Annotated in this window: 12 protein-coding genes; 5 read left to right on the top strand and 7 right to left on the bottom strand. The window is 56.8% G+C overall.

Features of this window, described 5'->3' with window-relative positions; translation table 11 throughout:
- Nucleotides 1-5: 5 nt before the first annotated feature.
- Nucleotides 6-1,271: a YidR family protein gene (locus tag JOE09_RS23110; protein ID WP_205067499.1), complete on the top strand. Its 1,266-nt coding sequence runs from the start codon at nt 6-8 to the stop codon at nt 1,269-1,271.
- On the opposite strand, the gene JOE09_RS23105 is transcribed toward JOE09_RS23110, so the two are convergent.
- The gene (locus JOE09_RS23105) at nt 1,252-1,611 is read right to left on the bottom strand and encodes a YceK/YidQ family lipoprotein (RefSeq protein ID WP_105595335.1); all 360 of its coding nucleotides are present in this window, start codon (nt 1,609-1,611) and stop codon (nt 1,252-1,254) included. The two genes, JOE09_RS23110 and JOE09_RS23105, sit on opposite strands and share 20 nt — an antisense overlap.
- 301 nt (nt 1,612-1,912) lie before the next feature.
- Between JOE09_RS23105 and ibpA the strand changes: the two genes are divergently transcribed.
- Nucleotides 1,913-2,332, top strand: a complete 420-nt coding sequence (ibpA, locus tag JOE09_RS23100; RefSeq protein WP_105595327.1) for a small heat shock chaperone IbpA — start codon at nt 1,913-1,915, stop codon at nt 2,330-2,332.
- Nucleotides 2,333-2,370: 38 nt separating this feature from the next.
- Here the strand turns inward: ibpA and JOE09_RS23095 are convergent, their stop codons facing one another.
- On the bottom strand, nt 2,371-3,621 hold the full coding sequence (locus JOE09_RS23095) for a valine--pyruvate transaminase (protein WP_205067498.1): 1,251 nt from the start codon (nt 3,619-3,621) through the stop codon (nt 2,371-2,373).
- A gap of 363 nt (nt 3,622-3,984) precedes the next feature.
- On the opposite strand from JOE09_RS23095, the gene JOE09_RS23090 reads away from it, so the two are divergent.
- Nucleotides 3,985-5,193, top strand: a complete 1,209-nt coding sequence (locus JOE09_RS23090; RefSeq protein WP_205067497.1) for an aldose 1-epimerase family protein — start codon at nt 3,985-3,987, stop codon at nt 5,191-5,193.
- Between the two features lie 632 nt (nt 5,194-5,825).
- Here JOE09_RS23090 and mgtA read toward each other — a convergent pair.
- Nucleotides 5,826-8,537: a magnesium-translocating P-type ATPase gene (gene mgtA / locus JOE09_RS23085; RefSeq protein WP_275584450.1), complete on the bottom strand. Its 2,712-nt coding sequence runs from the start codon at nt 8,535-8,537 to the stop codon at nt 5,826-5,828.
- Nucleotides 8,538-9,114: 577 nt separating this feature from the next.
- Complete coding sequence (locus JOE09_RS23080; RefSeq protein ID WP_205067495.1) at nt 9,115-10,638, bottom strand: T6SS phospholipase effector Tle1-like catalytic domain-containing protein; 1,524 nt, start codon at nt 10,636-10,638, stop codon at nt 9,115-9,117.
- A gap of 412 nt (nt 10,639-11,050) precedes the next feature.
- On the opposite strand from JOE09_RS23080, the gene JOE09_RS23075 reads away from it, so the two are divergent.
- Nucleotides 11,051-12,376 carry an MFS transporter gene (locus tag JOE09_RS23075; RefSeq protein WP_205067494.1) on the top strand — a complete coding sequence of 442 codons (1,326 nt, stop codon included), beginning with the start codon at nt 11,051-11,053 and terminating at the stop codon, nt 12,374-12,376.
- Between the two features lie 136 nt (nt 12,377-12,512).
- On the opposite strand, the gene JOE09_RS23070 is transcribed toward JOE09_RS23075, so the two are convergent.
- Entirely contained in the window at nt 12,513-14,570 is a 2,058-nt protein-coding gene (locus JOE09_RS23070) for an AsmA family protein (RefSeq protein WP_205067493.1), read from the bottom strand.
- A gap of 195 nt (nt 14,571-14,765) precedes the next feature.
- Between JOE09_RS23070 and kdgK the strand changes: the two genes are divergently transcribed.
- A complete protein-coding gene (gene kdgK, locus JOE09_RS23065) occupies nt 14,766-15,719 on the top strand; it encodes a 2-dehydro-3-deoxygluconokinase (protein ID WP_205067492.1) in 954 nt (317 codons plus the stop codon).
- A 99-nt stretch (nt 15,720-15,818) separates the two neighbouring features.
- On the opposite strand, the gene JOE09_RS23060 is transcribed toward kdgK, so the two are convergent.
- Both JOE09_RS23060 and JOE09_RS23055 read right to left on the bottom strand, forming a co-directional pair.
- A complete protein-coding gene (locus JOE09_RS23060) occupies nt 15,819-17,120 on the bottom strand; it encodes an alginate lyase family protein (RefSeq protein WP_205067491.1) in 1,302 nt (433 codons plus the stop codon).
- Nucleotides 17,104-18,594: a M16 family metallopeptidase gene (locus JOE09_RS23055; RefSeq protein WP_200560647.1), complete on the bottom strand. Its 1,491-nt coding sequence runs from the start codon at nt 18,592-18,594 to the stop codon at nt 17,104-17,106. Before JOE09_RS23055 ends, JOE09_RS23060 begins: the two co-directional genes overlap by 17 nt.
- Between the last annotated feature and the right edge of the window lie 158 nt (nt 18,595-18,752).

The raw sequence follows: 18,752 nt of genomic DNA, 5'->3' as shown, positions 1-18,752 counted from the left end.
GCCCGATGAGTGAACAGCAGATCACTTTCGCCCCCCGGCATCATCAGCTGACCAACATTAACGTCTGGACCGCCGACAGTCAGTGGCTGGTCTATGACGTGCGCCCTTCCGGGGCGTCTTTTACCGGCCTGACTATTGAGCGGGTCAACGTCAGCAGCGGCGTGGTGGAGGTACTATATCAGGCGCGGGACGGTGCGCACGTTGGCGTGGTCACCGCCAGTCCCGATCTTCCGCCGCGCTACGTCTGTATTCACGGGCCGGAGCATCCCGACAGCCTGTGGAAATATGATTTTCACCACCGGCGCGGAGTGATTATTCAGCACGGCGTGGCGGAGAATCTGGACGCCTGCGATATTACGCCACCCTTCACGCCCGGCGCGCTGCGCGGTGGTTCCCACGTTCATGTCTTTAGCCCGGACGGCAGCCGCTTAAGTTTTACCTACAACGATCATGTGATGCATGAGTGGGACAAAACCCAGGATTTGCGCAACGTTGGCGTTGCCGTACCGCTGCATGCGGTGTGCCCGCCGAAAAGTCACCCGCGTGAATACGACGGCAGCCACTACTGCGTGCTGGTCAGTCAGACCACGCCAACGCCGCAGCCGGGCAGCGATGAGATCAATCGCGCTTACGAAGAGGGATGGATTGGCTCCCGGGGTTATCAGCGGGGTGCGCAGCGGCAGCGCTGGGCGCTGGCCTTTATTGGCGATACGCTGGCGGCAAACGGTGAGAAGGTGGCGGAAGTGTTCGTCGTCGATCTGCCGGAAAATAATGCCGATTTTGCCGTGGCGGGAGCGCAACCGCTGGAAGGTACGGCAACGCGCCTGCCTGCTCCGCCTGAGAGCGTACAGCAGCGGCGCGTCACCTTTACCCATCAACGCCGCTATCCCGGTCTGGTCAGTACACCGAGGCACTGGCTGCGTAGCGCACCGGACGGCAGCGCGATTGCCTTTCTGATGAAGGACGATCTCGGTGTGGTCCAGCTGTGGACGGTATCCCCGCTGGGGGGCGAACCGCGCCAGATAACCCGGTCGGAAAGCGGCATTCAGTCCGCCTTCAGCTGGCATCCCGACGGCGAAAGCCTGGCGTTTATCTGCGACAACAGCGTGACGCTCTGTACGCTGGCAACGGGAAAACTGCGCCGCATTACTCCACGCAGTGAAACCGCACCCTCAGCGGATGCGGTGGTATTTTCTCCCGACGGTCGGCACGTTGCTTACCTGCGCAGCCACGACGGGTATCAGCAGATCTTTATGGCGTCGGTGAATTAGAAACCATCGGGGCCGCCTGCGACAGTCCGTCGGCGGTCCTGTTTTGCTGTTCGCTTCGGCGCACGCGCTCGCGCGGCGAGTCCGTATCATCGTTACGATAGTAATCCCACGGCAGCAGCAGCGTATCCATCACCGCAGAAAACGGCAAATCAATTGCCGCCAGCGGTTTCATCGCCCAGCTGCTGTCGTCATCGGTCAACACGCTGGCGCTGGCGCGCGTTCCTGGATAATAGCCCTGACTGGGGCCGGTATGGGTCATAACGCTTGAGCAGCCGCTGGTGGCGCCAAGTGAGGCGCAGGTAAGCAATCCTGCAGCGGTATACTTCTTTAATGCCTTCATCATTTACTATCCCTTCAGTCGTTGCAGCCTGCTGAGATCTGTCGTCAAACGCGGGGAAATCCCGGTCCACTCTACGGTGGCTGGCACTAAGGCCGACGAACTCATCCCTGAGTGTATGACATTCAGTGCGATCGGGTTAAAAAAATCACAACTTCCCCTTGAAAGCGTCACTGGTGTCACCATTTTACTACTACGGTCAGTGAAGTACCTGCGCCGACAGGGCAGTACTTACTGAGCCAGCGACTCGTCCATAGTGGAGAGTCGATATCTTAATAACTCGCTGTATATCAGGAGCTTAAACATGCGTAATTTCGACCTTGCCCCACTGTATCGTTCATCTATCGGCTTTGACCGTCTGATCAACCTGCTGGAAACCAGCCAGGGTCAGGGGAACAACGGCGGCTACCCTCCCTACAACGTGGAGCTGGTGGCAGAAAACCACTATCGTATTACGATTGCCGTGGCCGGTTTTGCGGAAAGCGAGCTGGAAATCACCTCCCACGACAATTTGCTGACCGTTCGCGGCTCGCATCCTGAAGAGCAGGAGCAGCGCACCTATCTGTATCAGGGCATCGCGGAACGTAACTTTGAGCGTAAATTCCAGCTGGCAGAGCACGTCCACGTGCGGGATGCTCGCCTGGAGAATGGTCTGCTGTACATCGACCTGGAACGCGTGGTGCCGGAAGCCAATAAACCGCGCCGCATTGAAATTCTGAAATAATGCTGATGCAGGGGCCGCCGTTAAGCGGCCCCAGTTGTTTATCCTTCGCTTAACGCCCGCTCTATCTCTTCCGCCAGAATCGCCACGCCCCGCTCAATCACTGCGCTATCCGGAACGTAGTTCATGCGCATGCACTGATGCGTGTGAGGCCACTCAGCCTCCAGCCCCGGGAAGAAGAAATGCCCCGGTACCATCAGCACGCCGCGCTGCTTCAGCCGCTGGTAAAGAATTTCAGTGGAAATCGGCAGGTCCTTAAACCACAGCCAGAGGAAAATCGCGCCTTCAGGTTTATGGATCAGGCAGCGATCTTCCGGCAGATAGCTGCGAATAACCGCGATTGTCTGCTTAACACGTTCCTGATAGAAGGGCTTAATCACCTCTTCCGACAGCCGCAGCAGATCGCCACGTTGAATCATCTCATGCGCCATGGCCGGGCCAATGCTGCCGGGGGCGAGGCTGATAATCCCGTTCATATTGCTGATGGCCGAGATCACCTTCTCATCGGCGATGATGATGCCGCAGCGCGAGCCCGGCAGCCCCAGCTTGGACAGGCTCATGCACAGAATGATGTTCGGATTCCACAGCGGGCGTGCTTCGCTGAAAATAATGCCCGGGAAAGGAACGCCGTAAGCATTATCAATCAGCAGTGGAATATCGTGCTGCTGCGCCAGTGCGTCCAGTTTCAGCAACTCATCATCGGTAATCACGTTACCGGTGGGGTTGGTGGGTCGGGAGACGCAGATCAGGCCGGTATCTTCGCCGATGTGCAGATGTTCAAAGTCCACGTGATACTTGAACTGGCCTTCCGGCAGCATTTCGATATTCGGTCGGGTGGAGACAAACAGGTCCTCATCCAGCCCGGCATCGGCATAGCCAAGATATTCTGGAGCCAGCGGGAAAAGTACACGCTTTTTCTGGCCGTCAGCGCGATGCCCGGCATACAGGTTAAACAGGTAGAAAAAGGCGCTCTGGCTGCCGTTGGTCAGGGCAATATTTTTCGGCGAAATCTGCCAGCCCTGCTCTTTACTGAGCAGCTCCGCCAGGGAGTTCAGCAGGGTGCTTTTACCCTGCGGGCCGTCATAGTTGCACAGCGCATCCGTCAGCTTGCCTTCGTCGTGCATCTGCTGCAAAAGTTGATGGAAATAGTCATTCATTGCGGGGATCTGCGCGGGGTTACCGCCGCCTAACATCACCGTACCCGGCGTGCGTAAACCCTCACCCATATCTTCCATCAGGCGCGTAATGCCTGAGTGGCGCGTAAATTTGTCACCGAAAGCCGAGAAGCTCATACCCTGTTAATCACTTGTTATTCACTAAGGGTGACCACCTTAACGCTGGCACCGGTGCGATGCAATCTTCGAGCGGCAGGGACAGCACGGCGGGCAGGAGGGGTTGCCGGGCAATGATGATTTTTCACTGGCCCTGAAAAACTAGCTGAATCGTTAAGTCTTGGTGGGTGAGTAAATGGCTTTACGTCGCATTAATAATGAAACAAACAACTTCGCATGCATTTTTTAGTGAGAAATAGCACGATTATTCGACTAAAAATGGCTAAAAGTCCATGCGGTGATGATTGTCACATTTTTCTCCCGCGCTGATTTGTAGTCTTGACGCGGTCAAAGCTAAATCAATTCAGCAAAAGGGATAATACGATGAAGAAAAGACTTCTGGCAGGGGTAATTACGGCGTTAATCTGCGGTCAGGCATCGGCACAAAGCTGGCTGCTGACGGATGCTGAAACCAGTGTGGAAAAGGGAAACTGGCAGGTAAACAGCCAGCAGCTGAAGCTTTCCGGTGAGAACTTCAGCATTCAGCAAAAAGTTCTGCACGGCGGCAAGCAGGAAGGCTCGAAAGTGCTGACCATCACCAGTAAAAATGGCCTGACCATCGCCCTCAGCCCGACGCGAGGCATGGATCTGCTGCATGTTAACGGCCACGGCGTGCGCCTTGGCTGGGATTCCCCGGTTGATGAGGTCGTGAACCCGGCTTACATCAATCTGGAAAGCCGCAACGGCCTGGGCTGGCTGGAAGGGTTCAACGAAATGATGGTGCGCTGTGGCTTTGAGTGGACCGGCCACCCGGTCACTAAAGACGGCGTGATTTACACGCTGCACGGGAAAGCGGGTAATACCCCGGCTTCAAAAGTTGAAGTGATCGTTGATGAAAAAGCGCCGCATGAAATCCGTATTCGCGGTCTGCTGAAAGAGACCACCTTCAAAAAAGCGAAACTCGAAACCTGGACCGAGCTGCGTTACGTGCCCGGCTCTGACTCCTTTACCGTGCATGATGTGCTGACCAACCATGCAGACTATCCGCACGATTACCAGATTATCTATCACAGCAACTTCGGCACGCCGATCCTTGAGAAAGACGCACGGTTTATCGCGCCGCTGAAGTCGGTTTCACCGTTTAACGACTACGCGAAGAAAGGTCTGAACGACTGGAATGTTTACGGCGCGCCGACGAAAGACTTCGACGAGATGGTGTTTAACCTTACGCCGAAAGCCGACGAAAACGGTAAAACCGTGGCCGCAGTGATTAACAGCAAGGGTGATAAGGGCGCATCAATTGAGTTCGATATCAAACAGCTGCCTCTGTTGACCATGTGGAAAAACACCGATACGCAGAAGCAGGGTTACGTGACCGGGATTGAGCCGGGCACGAACTATGCTTATCCGGTGACGATTGAGAAAGAGCAGGGCCGCGTGAAGCAGTTGCAGCCAGGGCAGAGTACCGAGTTTACGCTGACCTATTCCCTGCTGAAGGATGCCAGCGCGGTGCAGCAGGTTGAGCAGCGGGTGCAGAAAATCCAGGGTGATGAAACCGTAGCGATTAGCGAGACGCCGATCGCGAAGGAGTAGTCCTTTCTGAAGCGTTATGGGGCAGGTCGCTGTGGGATCTGCGAAACGGGGCGACCGTTACGGGCAGATCGCCGGGTCGCCGTGAACCCGGTCCCTGGGGGCTTGGCTGCCGCATCCCTGCGGCAGACACCCGGCTAACCTGTCCCGTAACGGTTCCCCTTTCAAATCATTGCTTTGCGGCCAGAAGAAATCAGTTTTTCCAGCAGCAACACCAAAGTCTTCAGGCAATCGGGGTTATCCGGATAAGCGGACCGTCCGAGCACAGGGAAGTGCGAGGCCGAGCGGACATGGACGTGGCAGCGGGTCCGTGTTCCGGCCAGCCCCGATACGCCAGGCACTAAAACCTGACGCGACCTGAACAGCAACACCTCAGTAAATAGGCAATCGGGGTTATCCGGATAAGCGGACCGTCCGAGCACAGGGAAGTGCGAGGCCGAGCGGACATGGACGTGACAGCGGGTCCGCGTTCCGGATAACCCCGATAGGCCAGTCACTTAAACGTGCAGCAACCCGAACCCGCCAGCAAACGCTATTCACTAAATATCATCAGTATCGCCCCGGAAAAAATCACCACCCCGACAAAAAACAACACAATCGCCACCGCTGAATGATCCTTCTTCATCTCGTCCTCCTCAGAACCACTGGCCGAAACGGCGGATGTAAAGGCGCTTCATGCCCTGCGCGACCACGCAGTAGCCCAGCAGCGTGGCCAGCAGCCATGGGAAATAGCTCCACGGCAGCGGCACCAGCCCGACAGCATGGCCCAGCGGCGAGAACGGGATCAGAATACCGGCAATCATCACCAGCCCGGTGGCCAGCATCACCGGCAGCGCGGCACGGCTCTGAATAAACGGAATTTTGCGGGTGCGCAGCATATGCACCACCAGCGTCTGCGACAGCAGCCCCTCAACGAACCAGCCGGACTGGAACAGCGCCTGGCTTTCAACGCTATTGGCGGCGAACACTGTCCACATCAGCCAGAAGGTGGTGATATCGAAAATGGATGACGTTGGCCCAATCCATAGCATAAAGCGGCCGATATTCTTCGCGTCCCAGCGGCGCGGCTTGCGCAGAAACTCTTTGTCCATTTTGTCCCACGGCAGCGCCAGCTGCGACAGGTCATACATCAGGTTTTGCAGCAGCAGATGGATCGCCATCATCGGTAAAAACGGAATAAACGCGCTGGCCACCAGCACCGAAAAGACGTTGCCGAAGTTAGAACTGGCGGTCATGTTCAGGTATTTGATGATGTTGCCGAAGGTTTCGCGTCCGGTCATCACGCCCTGCTCCAGTACCAGCAGGCTTTTTTCCAGCAGGATGATATCCGCGGATTCTTTGGCAATATCCGTGGCGGTATCCACGGAGATGCCGATATCCGCCGCCCGCAGCGCTGGCGCATCATTAATACCGTCGCCGAGGAAGCCCACCGTATGTCCGTTGTGTTGCAATGCCTGCAGTACGCGGGTTTTTTGCTGCGGCGTCAGGCGGCAGAACAGCGTACGCTGCTCAACCAGCAGGTAGAGTTCATCATCGCTGAGCTGGGCGATTTCACTGCCGCACAGCGGTTCACCCGGCGCCAGACCCACATCGCGGCACACTTTGCTGGTAATAATCGCGTTATCGCCGGTCAGTACTTTCACCGTCACGCCGTTTTCGTGCAGGGCAGCAATGGCTTCTGCCGCGCTCTCCTTCGGTGGATCGAGGAAAGTCAAAACGCCGCTGATAATTAGTTCGCGCTCGTTATGGATACTCAACGGCAGTGAGATCGGGCTGCCTTCAATAGCCCGCCAGCCGACCACCAGTACGCGGAAGCCCTGCTGGTTATAGTTCTCTGCCTGATCGCGAAGGCGTTGACGCGCGGCCTCATCCAGCGGGCGGATTTCATCGCCGTCGCGCCAGAAGCTGGAAACCGCCAGCATTTCGTCCACCGCGCCTTTGCAGACCAGCATCTGCTGCTGGTTCTGGTCCGCCAGCAGAATCGACAGGCGGCGGCGTTCAAAATCGAACGGCAGCTCGTCAATTTTGCGATAGCGCCACAGGTCGTTGACCGCCATATTGCCCTGGCTGAAGGCCAGAACGGCCTTATCCATCAGATTTTTCACGCCGGTCTGATGGCGGCTGTTCAGCCACGCCAGCTGTAGTACGCGTTCGTCGCTGCGGTCGTGCAGATCCAGGTGGTGAGACAGAATGATGCGATCCTGAGTCAGCGTGCCGGTTTTATCGCTGCACAGCACGTCCATTGCGCCGAAGTTCTGGATGGCATTGAGCCTTTTCACCACCACTTTCCGCCGCGACAGGGCAATCGCGCCTTTCGCGAGGTTAGAACTGACGATCATCGGCAGCATTTCCGGGGTCAGTCCCACCGCAACCGCTAGCGCAAACAGCAGCGCATCGCTCCAGTCACCTTTGCTGTAGCCGTTCAGCAGCAGAACGATCGGCACCATGACCAGCATAAAGCGGATCAGCAGCCAGCTGACGCTGTTTACGCCGCGATCGAACGCCGTTTGCGGGCGCTTACCCAGCAGTGAAGTTGCCAGTGAACCAAACCAGGTATGGCCGCCGGTCGCCACCACCACCGCCGTCGCGCTGCCGCTGGCCACGCTGGTGCCCATCAGGCAGATACCGGGCAGGCTGAGCAGCTCCTGTTCACTGAGCGGTCCGGCAACGTTCGGGCTGCTTTGGGTGTCATATTTCTCAATCGGTAGCGCTTCACCGCTCAGCGCCGCCTGGCTGACAAACAGATCGCGCGAGGCCAGCAGGCGCACGTCGGCCGGGATCATATCGCCCGCCGACAGCCGTACGATATCGCCCGGTACGACCTGCTGTAGCGGGATTTCCATCTCCATCGCTTCACTGTGCGCATGGCTGCGTCGAATCACCGTGGCAGTCGTGCGCACCAGGGATTTCAGCGCTTCCGCTGCTTTGTTCGTGCGGTATTCCTGCCAGAAACGCAGTAAGCCGCTGAGGCTGACCATCACCAGCACGATGATCACGCCGGTCAGGTCGGTATCTTCACCGCGATTCAGCGGCAGCAGATAATCGGTAACAAAACTGATGGCTGCCAGCGCGGTCAGTACCCAGATGAACGGATTATTAAACGCCTGCATCAGCTGTATTGCTGCTGCCGGGGCTTTTTCGCTGGCGACCTGGTTGGTGCCAAAGTGTTCCAGGCGCTCTGCGGCATCCTCAAAGGTCAGCCCGTGGCGTTGAGTATTAAGTTGAGCGAGGGTGTGTTCCTGGCTCCGGCTGGCTGCGCTGGCGATCGCCAGATCGCGCGCCTTTTTCAGGTCAGCGTGATGCATTTTCATCTGCCTGCTCCTTGAATGAAGTTTTTTTACGTGCAGGAGAAGGCCCCCTGCAAACGAGGTTTTTTCAGTAAATTCAGGGAAGGAGGCGTGGCAGGCAGACGGAAAGGAGAAGAAACGTTAGTGCGTTATCCTCCCGTGTTCATCCTGCCATCGCCTCTCTCGTGACGGAGGTTCTTTCATCGTGTGCTCCTGGGTTAATCTGCCGCGCAGCGAAAATCGCTCGTACAGCAGAGGGATGCTCTGATAGTCAGCCACGCAGCTACGCCGCTGGCGAAGACCAGATCGAATGAAATTGATTTACGGGATGAAACAGCTCGGAAGAGAGTTGCAGCATGGCCCGCCGTTTTTACGGCAGGCACACATTAAACGGAGTGGACCTGCCTTCAGTAATGTTCAGGTAAAGGGTGACTGTCCAATGAAATGCAGGCTCCGTTAGTAATTTGCCGAGATTCTAATCTCCGGGCTACGCAATGTAAACCCGGAGATTAATTACGGGAAGTAATAAAGATTATAAAAATAACATGATGATTTTAAAGTAATAAAATTAATGTGGCGTTAAAAAATGGCCGATTTTTTCCTAAACTGTTTATCAACGAATGTGCAAAACGTCATTTTATGGCGTGGATGAAGGGTAAATCGTCCGCATCCAGTTTTCGTCCGGGCGATCGGGATAGCTGATTAATGCCTCCCGTCTGACCGACCTGGAAACGGTGGTCAGCCATCCGCCATCACGCCAGACAAACGCTTCCTGAACGGCACACCAGCTGGCTGAAAAATGCAGGTAGCGGCCTGCAATGCGCAGATCATCCCGGCTGAAGGGCTGCGGCGATCCGCCGTTTCTTAGCCGTTTCCCCTGCTCGCGGGCGAATTCGCACAGCGGCACCAGCTCCGGCGGCAGGCTGAATTCGGGATCGTCCTCATCAATTTTTGCCAGCATCACACCGGCCTCCTGCGCGGCATCCGCCATCACCCGCAGTGCGAGCTTCGCCCAGTCGTTACTCAGACGACGGCGAAAAACCACAGCGGCCCCCACCCGTTTGCGTGCAAGCCCTTCCTGACTGGGAGGCAGCCATTCGTCATGCCAGCTCTCAACCGTCATCTCTCCACTGTTCAGCAGCGGCTTCAAGGCTGGATTGCCCTGCAAAATTCGCATATTTTCATTGGCCTGCCGCACAACGTCGGCCATCTCGTCCGGAGTTTCGGCAGGTAAGTAAGTGAACTCCGGCTGGCTGAGGAACTGGTGCTCTTCTTCCTGCGGATTGTAACCCCCGCCGATATCCGAGTGTGCGCCGGGGAGAACCAGCTCGGGATACTCAGGCGCAATGCTTTGCAGGCAGAAGTTGTAGCGATACTCATGTGCTGCCGCAATTTGAAAGACCCGGTGCGCAATGCCCGGCGGTAATGACAGTTTCAGACCCCCGTGGTGCGGGCTGTGGGGATCGAATGCGTTGGTCATATTCGCAATACCGGCCACACCGTCGAACAGTCCGATAAAGCGAGTCTCGATCGCCGGGAGAGCGCGATCTCCCCGCTCTTTTAAGCCTTCAACAATAGCCGCAGTCAGTCGCGGATCTTGCCCTGCAACACGATTAGCAAAGTGTCGCGCCGACGCCGCACCGCGGCTGAAGCCGAAAAGATCGAATGCCAGCCGGGTAATCTGCCCTTTTTCTTTATCCTGGCGTATTATTTTCTTTAGCTCAGCAGAGAGTGCGGCAATCGCCTCATCCGTTTTGGCAATAATGCCACTTTTCCCTTCACCAATCGCAAAACCGCTAATACTGTCCGCATCACCGGAATGTGTACCGGTCCCACTGATATATAAACCTGTCTGAGATTCAGCCTGGTCGTCCCTGGAAGATTTATAGAGAGTAAACAGCCGATAAATATTGGTGTAATACTTATCATAACTACTGCGTGAGATATCACCGGGTCTTGCCCCGTTAATTGTCTCCGGAAAGCAAGATTCGTCATGGGTATGTTTGCTGTATATGTCCATGCGTTTCATGGTGTTATAGGCGTTATTTCCGCTGCCGTCGAAAAAAATCCCTATCGAAAGCACTCTGCTGCGATGTTTATCGGATGGGGCGGAATGCGCGCTGTTCAGGACAGAGGTATCACTGCGAGTAATTTTATCCATAATAACCTTTCCCTGGTGATTGTTGATATTTACTACAGATTTTTTATGCCGTCGGAGAATGTATTTTAATTAAAAGCGGGTCGGCATTAATTGACTTAAATTATAAATAAGCCAACTGCATAGAAAAGAGACGGTGAATGTGAGGTGAGAAGTAGTCAAAAACCCTGACTAAAGGTCACTATTTAGCCAAAGAGGGGCATTTATCACTGGCTCCTAACTTTTATTTGCCATTTTTTAGTGATTAACTCTAAAAAACATTTCATTTTCCCTGCCATGTTCTCGCAAATATCGCATATTAAACATTATCCTCTTTTCCCGTAGGATCTATAAACTCACTGCGCACTTTCACCATTGAATGCGATTAAACCTCTGCGTAAGATTCTTTTTCGTTTATTAGAATAAAGAAACAATTATGCAAGCCTCCATCGCTCCATCTATCGCCGCTGAAGACGCTGCACCCGTAAACTCCCGTAGTAAAGTGGTGGTTGCTTCTCTGGTCGGTACGGCTATCGAATTCTTCGATTTCTATATTTATGCTACTGCGGCGGTGATCGTCTTCCCGCATATTTTCTTCCCGCAGGGTGATGCCACCGTGGCCACGTTACAGTCGCTGGCGACCTTTGCTATCGCTTTTGTGGCCCGCCCGATTGGTTCTGCGCTCTTCGGTCACTTTGGCGACCGCGTTGGCCGTAAAGCCACGCTGGTGGCCTCGCTGCTGACCATGGGGATCTCTACCGTCATCATCGGCCTGCTGCCGAGCTACAGCAGCATTGGCGTATTTGCTCCCATGCTGCTGGCGCTGGCGCGTTTTGGTCAGGGGCTCGGCCTGGGCGGCGAGTGGGGCGGTGCTGCTCTGCTGGCCACCGAAAATGCGCCTGCGAAAAAACGCGCGCTTTACGGCTCATTCCCGCAGCTCGGCGCACCGATCGGCTTCTTCTTTGCCAACGGCACCTTCCTGCTGCTTTCCTGGCTGCTGACCGATGAGCAGTTTATGAACTGGGGCTGGCGTGTACCGTTCGTACTCTCTGCCGTGCTGGTACTGATTGGTCTGTACGTTCGCGTCTCGCTGCATGAGTCGCCGGTGTTTGCCAAAGTCCAGAAAGAGAAAAAGCAGGTTAAAGTGCCAATCGGTACGCTGCTGAGCAAGCACCTGGGTGCGACCGTGCTCGGCACCTTTATCATGCTGGCGACCTACACCCTGTTCTACATTATGACCGTGTATTCCATGACGTATGGCACAACACCGGCTCCAAACGGGCTGGGTATTCCGCGTAATACTTTCCTGTGGATGCTGATGGTTGCGGTGATTGGTTTTGGCGTGATGGTGCCGATTGCCGGTATGCTGGCCGACCGCTTTGGTCGTCGTAAGACGATGATTGTGATTACCCTGATGATTATCGCTTTCGCGCTGATCTTCCCTTCCATGCTGGGTTCAGGTAATCAGGCGCTGGTGATGGCGTTCCTGCTGTGCGGTCTGAGCATTATGGGTCTGACTTTTGGCCCGATGGGTGCGCTGCTGCCGGAGCTGTTCCCGACCGAAGTACGCTATACCGGGGCCTCGTTCTCCTACAATTTGTCGTCAATTTTAGGGGCATCCGTAGCGCCGTATATCGCCACCTGGTTAGCACACACCTATGGCCTGTTCTACGTTGGCGTTTACCTGGCTTCCATGGCGTTCCTGACGCTGCTCGCGCTGATTAAATGCCGCGAAACCCGTCACGAATCACTGTTTGATTAAATCTTCCTGGCGGTTATGCCGCCTGAAGCACGCATCAACCCTCTTCGCCGCCACTTGACCGTGGCGGCGATTTTTTTAGCTTTTCGTCCGCAGCCTTTCTTGCTTCCTCTGACTAAAACGCGTCACGCTGCATTGGCTATTTCCCCTTCATCTGCCCAAGGACCTTCGTACACTGATTCTGATCGTTCTCGCTGGGGGAAATGAGCGCCAGCAGGGCCGCAGCCGGAGCGACTACCGCACCCAGCGCTACCGCAGCAGCACCGCGAGCAATCAGCGGGCCTGCTTTCACCCCCGCATCAGGATTTTTAAAGGTGCCGCGCACGTACAGCGGCGAGCGCAGGGTGATAATGCGGATGCCTTTACTTTCCGGATCGATTGACAGATCCAGGCGTTCGTTAGCGAAGTTGGTGGTGCCGGTAATATTGATCACCGCATTTTCCGTATCAAAAACAAATAGCTGAGACGAAGCTAGCCCGTTTTTGACCTGCAAATTTGCCGCCGCGCAGTTGATCTTCACTTCATCATCGCCAAACAGTTTGCCCACCACGTAGTTGCCGACGTTAAGCCCGACAATTTCCATCAGGCTGCGGCTGATCAGACCATCGTTCATCAGCAGCTTCAGATCGCCGTTACTGGTGGCCAGCAGGTCCGCCACCGAATTTCCCCGTCCGCTAAGCGTGGCATCACCGTTCAGCTGCCCCAGCGCGCTTTGCATCGCCTGCACGTCAGGGAACAATTGACGTAGCTTGAGGCTGCGCGCATGCACATCGGCCCGCCCCTGCAGCGGCGTTTTATCCCCTTCCAGATGGATGGTTGAGTTTATCGTGCCGCCCGCCATGCCGAAGCGCAGCGGATCGAGGCGCAGATCGCCGTTTTTCAGTATCACATGGGTTGAAAGATCGCTCAGCGGCAGCGAACCGCCGTGTTCGATGCGTTTGCCGCTGAAGCGCACATCCGCATCCATCACGCTCCAGCTTTTACTGTCGAACTTATCATGCGGCAGAACGCGGTCGGCGGGCTGCGTGGAGGCTTCGCCGCGTTTCTTTTTCGCCTGCTCGGTTTTCTCACTGCCTTTACCCGAGTTCACGCCGATTAACGGACCCAGGTCGGCCATCCGCAGCTGGCGTGATTCCAGCTCGCCCTCCAGTTTTGGCCGCGGCTTCGTCTGGCTGTAGGTTAACGAACCACGAATATCACTGTCGCCGATATGACCATTAAAGTTCTGATAGCGGAACACCGCACCGCCTTTCTCGCGGAAACGGGCGCTGAGGTGGCCGTCGGTCTCATACGGCGGGGTATCCGGCAGTAGCACGCCGGTCAGGCCGTAGAGGTTCGCCAGCGTGTCGCCGGAGAAGCGCAGCCGAAGGTCAACGCCGCCGGGAGACATCGGGTTCTGGATGGTACCCGCCAGGCGAACCCGGGTTGTTCCGCTGCGTACGTCGGCCTGCACCGGGAACGGCGTTGTCTGGCTGCGCAGTGAGAGCATGCCGCCGATCTTGCCTTCGCCCGTCAGTTTTTCCTTGTTATAGGTGCCGCTGGCCTGCCAGCCAAAGACAAAGTCGGCCGCGCCCTTCTGTTTGTCATCGCCTCCCGCCAGCTGGGCGTAGGGCACGGGTTTACCCAGCGGATCGACCATTACCTTAACGTCGGCTTTGTTAATCGCGTCGCGGTAGCCGATGGTTCCCTGGTCAAAAACGATATTGTCCAGACGGAATGACCAGGCGGAAGGTGGCTGATTCGGGTCTTTGCTTTCGCTGCCGGCCAGGTTAAAGGTCCAGTTGTTCTTGCCGTCAGCGGTTTGTACCAGCTTCGCCTGCGGCTGCTGTAGCTTGATCCACGGTAGCCACACTTCTTTTCCCAGCAGCGCCAGTGGCGAAATCGACGCATCAACGCGCTCAAGATGCGCCATGGTCAGATCGGGGATTTCCGGCGGGTTGCCCAGCATAATGTCCTGAGCATGAATATGTGGCCACGGCACCCAGCTGCGCCAGCCCGGCTCGCTGCGGTTACGTTCCCAGGCGACGCCCAGATCGCCACGGATGGCGAACGGGCGGTTAATTTCCTGCGAAACCTTGCGGTTGATCGTCGGCTTTAAACGGTTCCAGTCGAACGTGGCAATCAGCACCACCAGAGCCACCAGTAGCAGGACCAATACGCCTGCGGTCCAGCTGATTATTTTCCCGGTACGCGACATTCGCTTCTCCTTACCCTTTTTGCGCTTATGTAAAGATAGCCCAGGGGGGAGGATCTGGCATTCACGAGAGCGGCGGCATCCGTGAACGCAATAATTAAACCGACATCACGATAAAAATAAAACATCGTTTTAAATATTGACTGGGCCGCGCCGGGCGGCGAGACTGGATAAAAAATTTCCTACGGGCCGAGAAAAATGACGCAACAGAAAATTGCCGTAATAGGCGAATGCATGATTGAGCTTTCCCAGCGCGGCAGCGATATGAGCCGGGGTTTCGGCGGCGATACGCTGAATACGGCAGTCTATGTCGCCCGCCAGGTACAATCCCAGGCGCTGCGCGTGGACTATGTCACCGCGTTAGGGAAAGACAGCTTCAGCAATGAAATGATTGACGCGTGGCAGGGTGAAGGGCTGCACACCGACTTGATCCAGCGGCTGGAAAATAAGCTGCCGGGACTGTACGTGATTGAAACCGATGCCCAAGGCGAGCGCACCTTCTGGTACTGGCGCAACAATGCCGCCGCCCGCTTCTGGCTGGATGGCGAGCAGGCCGACGCGATCTGCCAGCAGCTGGCGCACTATGACTATCTCTATCTGAGCGGCATCAGCCTGGCGATCCTCAGCCCGCAGAGCCGCGAAAAACTGTATGCCCTGCTGGCCGCCTGCCGCGCTAACGGTGGCAAAATTATCTTCGATAACAACTATCGCCCGCGCCTGTGGCAAAGCCGGGAGGAGGCGCAGTCGGCCTATCAGGCAATGCTGGGCTACACCGATATTGCCTTCCTGACGCTGGATGACGAGACGCTGCTGTGGGGTGAGGCCGATAGTGCAGAGGTGATTCGCCGTACCCGTGCGGCGGGAGTGCAGGAAATCGTGATTAAACGCGGGGCCGATGCCTGCCTGGTGGATACGGGCGCGGAGCCGCTGCTGGAGATACCTGCAGTGCGGCTGTCGGCCGATAGCGTAGTGGATACCACCGCCGCAGGGGACTCGTTCAGCGCGGGCTATCTGGCGGTGCGCCTGACCGGCGGCAGCGCAGAAGAGGCCGCTAAGCGCGGACATCTGACGGCCAGCACGGTGATCCAGCATCGCGGTGCGATTATTCCCCGTGAAGCGATGCCGGTCCAGGAGCGCGGGGTCATTAACTAAACCGGCTGCCCACCATTCCACCGTTCAGCAGGCAATACCGACGGGGTTATCACCTGAACCGTCGGGTGTGGAAGGCGAGCTCGATTGCAGTGAAGCCCGTCAGCGGCTGTAGGCGGGCACTGCCAGCAGCCAGCTGGCTCGCAGGGCATCGAGCGTTGCACCGCGAGCGGCACCGGCTGCGGGCAGCGCCCAGTCAGCCCGTTCGATTTGCTGCCGGTAGCGCTGGCTTTGCTGCTGGTTATCCGCCTGTTCCAGCAGCGGAATCAGTCTGACGCCAATATGATCGAGGCTGGGATAAGGCCAGTGCTTCGCGCCGTCGCTCCAGGGTGCCATAAAGTCCAGCGCGGTTAACAGCCCGGAACCCTGCGGCGTCCGGTAACGCCATAAATCCCCTGCTCCACTCTGGCTGGCAACGGTCGCCAGCGCGGTTAGCGCCTGCAGGTTAAACCAGCTGTAGTGAAACGAGCGGGTGCGCGCCAGTTCAAGCGGCTGGCGGCCATCTGTAGTGAGCTGATGTGCCATTCGCTGCTGTGCCTGCTGCACCATCTGGCGGATAACGTCAGGTCGCTGAACGTACCAGGCAATGCCCGCCACCTGCGCGCTGTACCAGCTGCCGTGGTTATTCTTCGCCGCCGCCTCGCCCCGGCCCTCTCGGCTGGTCAGCAGCCACTGGAGATAATCGTTCATCCAGCGCTGCATCTGCTGTTCGTCCTTTTCCTGCCACCCCGGAGCCTGCCGCAGCACGATCAGCGAGTCGACAATGCGGGTGGCTAAGTAGCGGCCGTCCAGCACGCCGGTGTGCCGCCCGTCTGCGATGCCCGGCACGCCCTGGGCATACTCCAGGTTGGGGTTCATGCGCGTTGCCGGGTTAATAAACCAGTGGCGGATCAGCGCGATGGCTTTATCCGCATAGCGCCGGTCGCCGGAGAAATACCAGGCGAGGGTTAATGTCTGCACGCTGGCAGTAAATGTTGCCAGCCGCACGCCGTCGCTTTGCTCATTTTTACTTGCCGGATTAACGTGACCATCGCGCCTGACCCAGGGCAACCCGTCCGGTTTATTGCCGTCCGGCCACCAGTAGGCGCTGAGGCTGAGGTAGTCATGCTTTGACCCGCTGGGCGGAGTCATTCCTTTATCGGTGACGCTGAGCAGCGGTTGCTTCAGCGCTTTATCTGCCGCGCGATGCAGCGCCTGCCAGGCGGCAATCGTCGGTTCGGGTGCCTGTTGCTGTAATAAACGCTGGCGGTTCAGTACCAGGTCGCTGTCGTTAAGGAAGGCATATTCCTGTGCACAGATCGCAGGGGAGAACGCTGAGAGGATGAGCAGCAGGAACGGAATCGCCCCGCGCAAAGAAAAAGGGCGGCCCTGAAAGGCCGCCCTGCGGTTACTGCGCTGGCGCATCCGTTGCTACCGCCGGGTCGGCTGGCGTTGCGGGGGCCTGAGGCGCGGCGTCAACCGGCTTCATAATTTTCTGCCAGCTTTCCTGCAGCTGTCCGGCATTGATTTCCGGTTCGCCCTGCGGCTGCATCAGCATCATGGTGATGTCCTGGGTCAGCTGTTGGCGCAGTTCCTGGTTCAGCATGTCCAGCGTCAGGCCGGAGAGAAACGCCTGGCGCAGCTTCTGGTACTGTTCCGGGGCGATATCCACCACCGCGTTTTGCTGTGAACGCAGGCGCTGGCTCATCAGCACATCGGTATCGGTGCGGGCATAGGTGGCAAACAGCTTGTTCAGCTCGGTATTTTTCTGCGCCATCAGCGTATCAAATTCCTGCTGCGTCAGGCCGTTGTCACGCACGTTAGCCATCTCTTTGGCGATCAGGTCCAGGTTGCTACTGAGCGCCGCGTTGTCCGAATCAATATTGATGGCGCACTGGGCGCGCTGATACAGCACGCGGCAGTCAAAGCCGACCTGTACACCCTGAGCTTTATTCTCGCTCAGTACGCGCTGAACGTGCCAGAACAGCGCTTCGCGCGCCAGATCGCCCTGCCAGTAGCGCTGTAAATTCTGCGATTCGCGGATTGGCATCCAGGGATTATCCCAGACCAGAGACAGGCGGTCCTGGCCGAGTGCCGGATTGACCAGATTTACCGGCTGCGGCGGCAGTGGAGAAAGCGTTGGCAGAGGCGCGGGTTGCTCACGTTTACCTTCCAGCGGCGAAAACACTTTGTTGATCTGCTCGGCCAGGCTGCGGCTGTCAACGTTGCCGACAACAAACAGGGTCATCGCATCCGGGGTATACCACTGTTTATAGAATGCATTGAGCTGGGCCAGATCGACCGGCACTTTCACCGCTGATGCCGGGTCGTGGCCGAGCAGCGTGGAGCCTTTCAGCCGGTAGCGCCACCAGACATCCTGAGTATTACCGGGCCAGGTACCGATGGGATCGTCGGCATTCAGCGCCGTATTCACCACCTCAGTATTGATAGTCATTTTATCCACGGTCGCGGCCAGCCAGTTCAGGGCCTCTTTCACCATTTCCGGGCGGTTATTAGGCAGACTGAGATTATAAACCGTGTAGTTATACGAGGTGATGGCTGGAGGGAGTGGATGCTGTGGATCGATGCTTTGCTGCCAGAGAGAGCGTTGCTGAGCGGGTTCAAGAGCGGCGTTGTGCACCAGCGCCAGACGTGGCAAAAGGTGGCTGTAGCCGATTTGCTGGGCGCTTTCAACCAGCGATCCGGTATTAACCAACAGGCGAATTTCAATACGATCGCTTGGTCGTTGAGGTGTTGTTAATAACTGCCAGCTGAAACCGTTATCCAGTTTTCCCTGCTGCCAGGCGGGATCGGGTTGGAGAGTTTCAGCCTGTACCGTGCAGCTGGCCGCTGCCAGTACTACCCCACCAATCAAAAGACGAATTCTGGTGCCCTGCATGTGAACCCCTACTCAATCACAAACCAAAAAGAATCACTGGTGATCTGTTACCTGCTGCCCGCGACGTTTCAGCCGGTCAAAAACCCCTGGGAAGCCGCTGTATTTTAAAGGAACAGCTTGTTAGACCACGCATCGGCGAGGATGTCACACAGCGGAGT

It is taken from the genome of Pantoea coffeiphila (genome assembly GCF_016909495.1).
GTDB lineage: Bacteria > Pseudomonadota > Gammaproteobacteria > Enterobacterales > Enterobacteriaceae > Erwinia > Erwinia coffeiphila.
The sequence above is the reverse complement of the archived record's forward strand: the minus strand, read 5'-3'. Positions and strand labels throughout refer to the sequence as shown.

What these genes read in the sequence shown, in the direction of transcription:
- JOE09_RS23110 (WP_205067499.1), top strand. Translation starts at nt 6, where the DNA reads ATGAGTGAACAGCAGATCACTTTCGCCCCCCGGCATCATCAGCTGACC.
- JOE09_RS23105 (WP_105595335.1), bottom strand. Translation starts at nt 1,611, where the DNA reads ATGAAGGCATTAAAGAAGTATACCGCTGCAGGATTGCTTACCTGCGCC.
- ibpA (WP_105595327.1), top strand. Translation starts at nt 1,913, where the DNA reads ATGCGTAATTTCGACCTTGCCCCACTGTATCGTTCATCTATCGGCTTT.
- JOE09_RS23095 (WP_205067498.1), bottom strand. Translation starts at nt 3,621, where the DNA reads ATGAGCTTCTCGGCTTTCGGTGACAAATTTACGCGCCACTCAGGCATT.
- JOE09_RS23090 (WP_205067497.1), top strand. Translation starts at nt 3,985, where the DNA reads ATGAAGAAAAGACTTCTGGCAGGGGTAATTACGGCGTTAATCTGCGGT.
- JOE09_RS23080 (WP_205067495.1), bottom strand. Translation starts at nt 10,638, where the DNA reads ATGGATAAAATTACTCGCAGTGATACCTCTGTCCTGAACAGCGCGCAT.
- JOE09_RS23075 (WP_205067494.1), top strand. Translation starts at nt 11,051, where the DNA reads ATGCAAGCCTCCATCGCTCCATCTATCGCCGCTGAAGACGCTGCACCC.
- JOE09_RS23070 (WP_205067493.1), bottom strand. Translation starts at nt 14,570, where the DNA reads ATGTCGCGTACCGGGAAAATAATCAGCTGGACCGCAGGCGTATTGGTC.
- kdgK (WP_205067492.1), top strand. Translation starts at nt 14,766, where the DNA reads ATGACGCAACAGAAAATTGCCGTAATAGGCGAATGCATGATTGAGCTT.
- JOE09_RS23060 (WP_205067491.1), bottom strand. Translation starts at nt 17,120, where the DNA reads ATGCGCCAGCGCAGTAACCGCAGGGCGGCCTTTCAGGGCCGCCCTTTT.
- JOE09_RS23055 (WP_200560647.1), bottom strand. Translation starts at nt 18,594, where the DNA reads ATGCAGGGCACCAGAATTCGTCTTTTGATTGGTGGGGTAGTACTGGCA.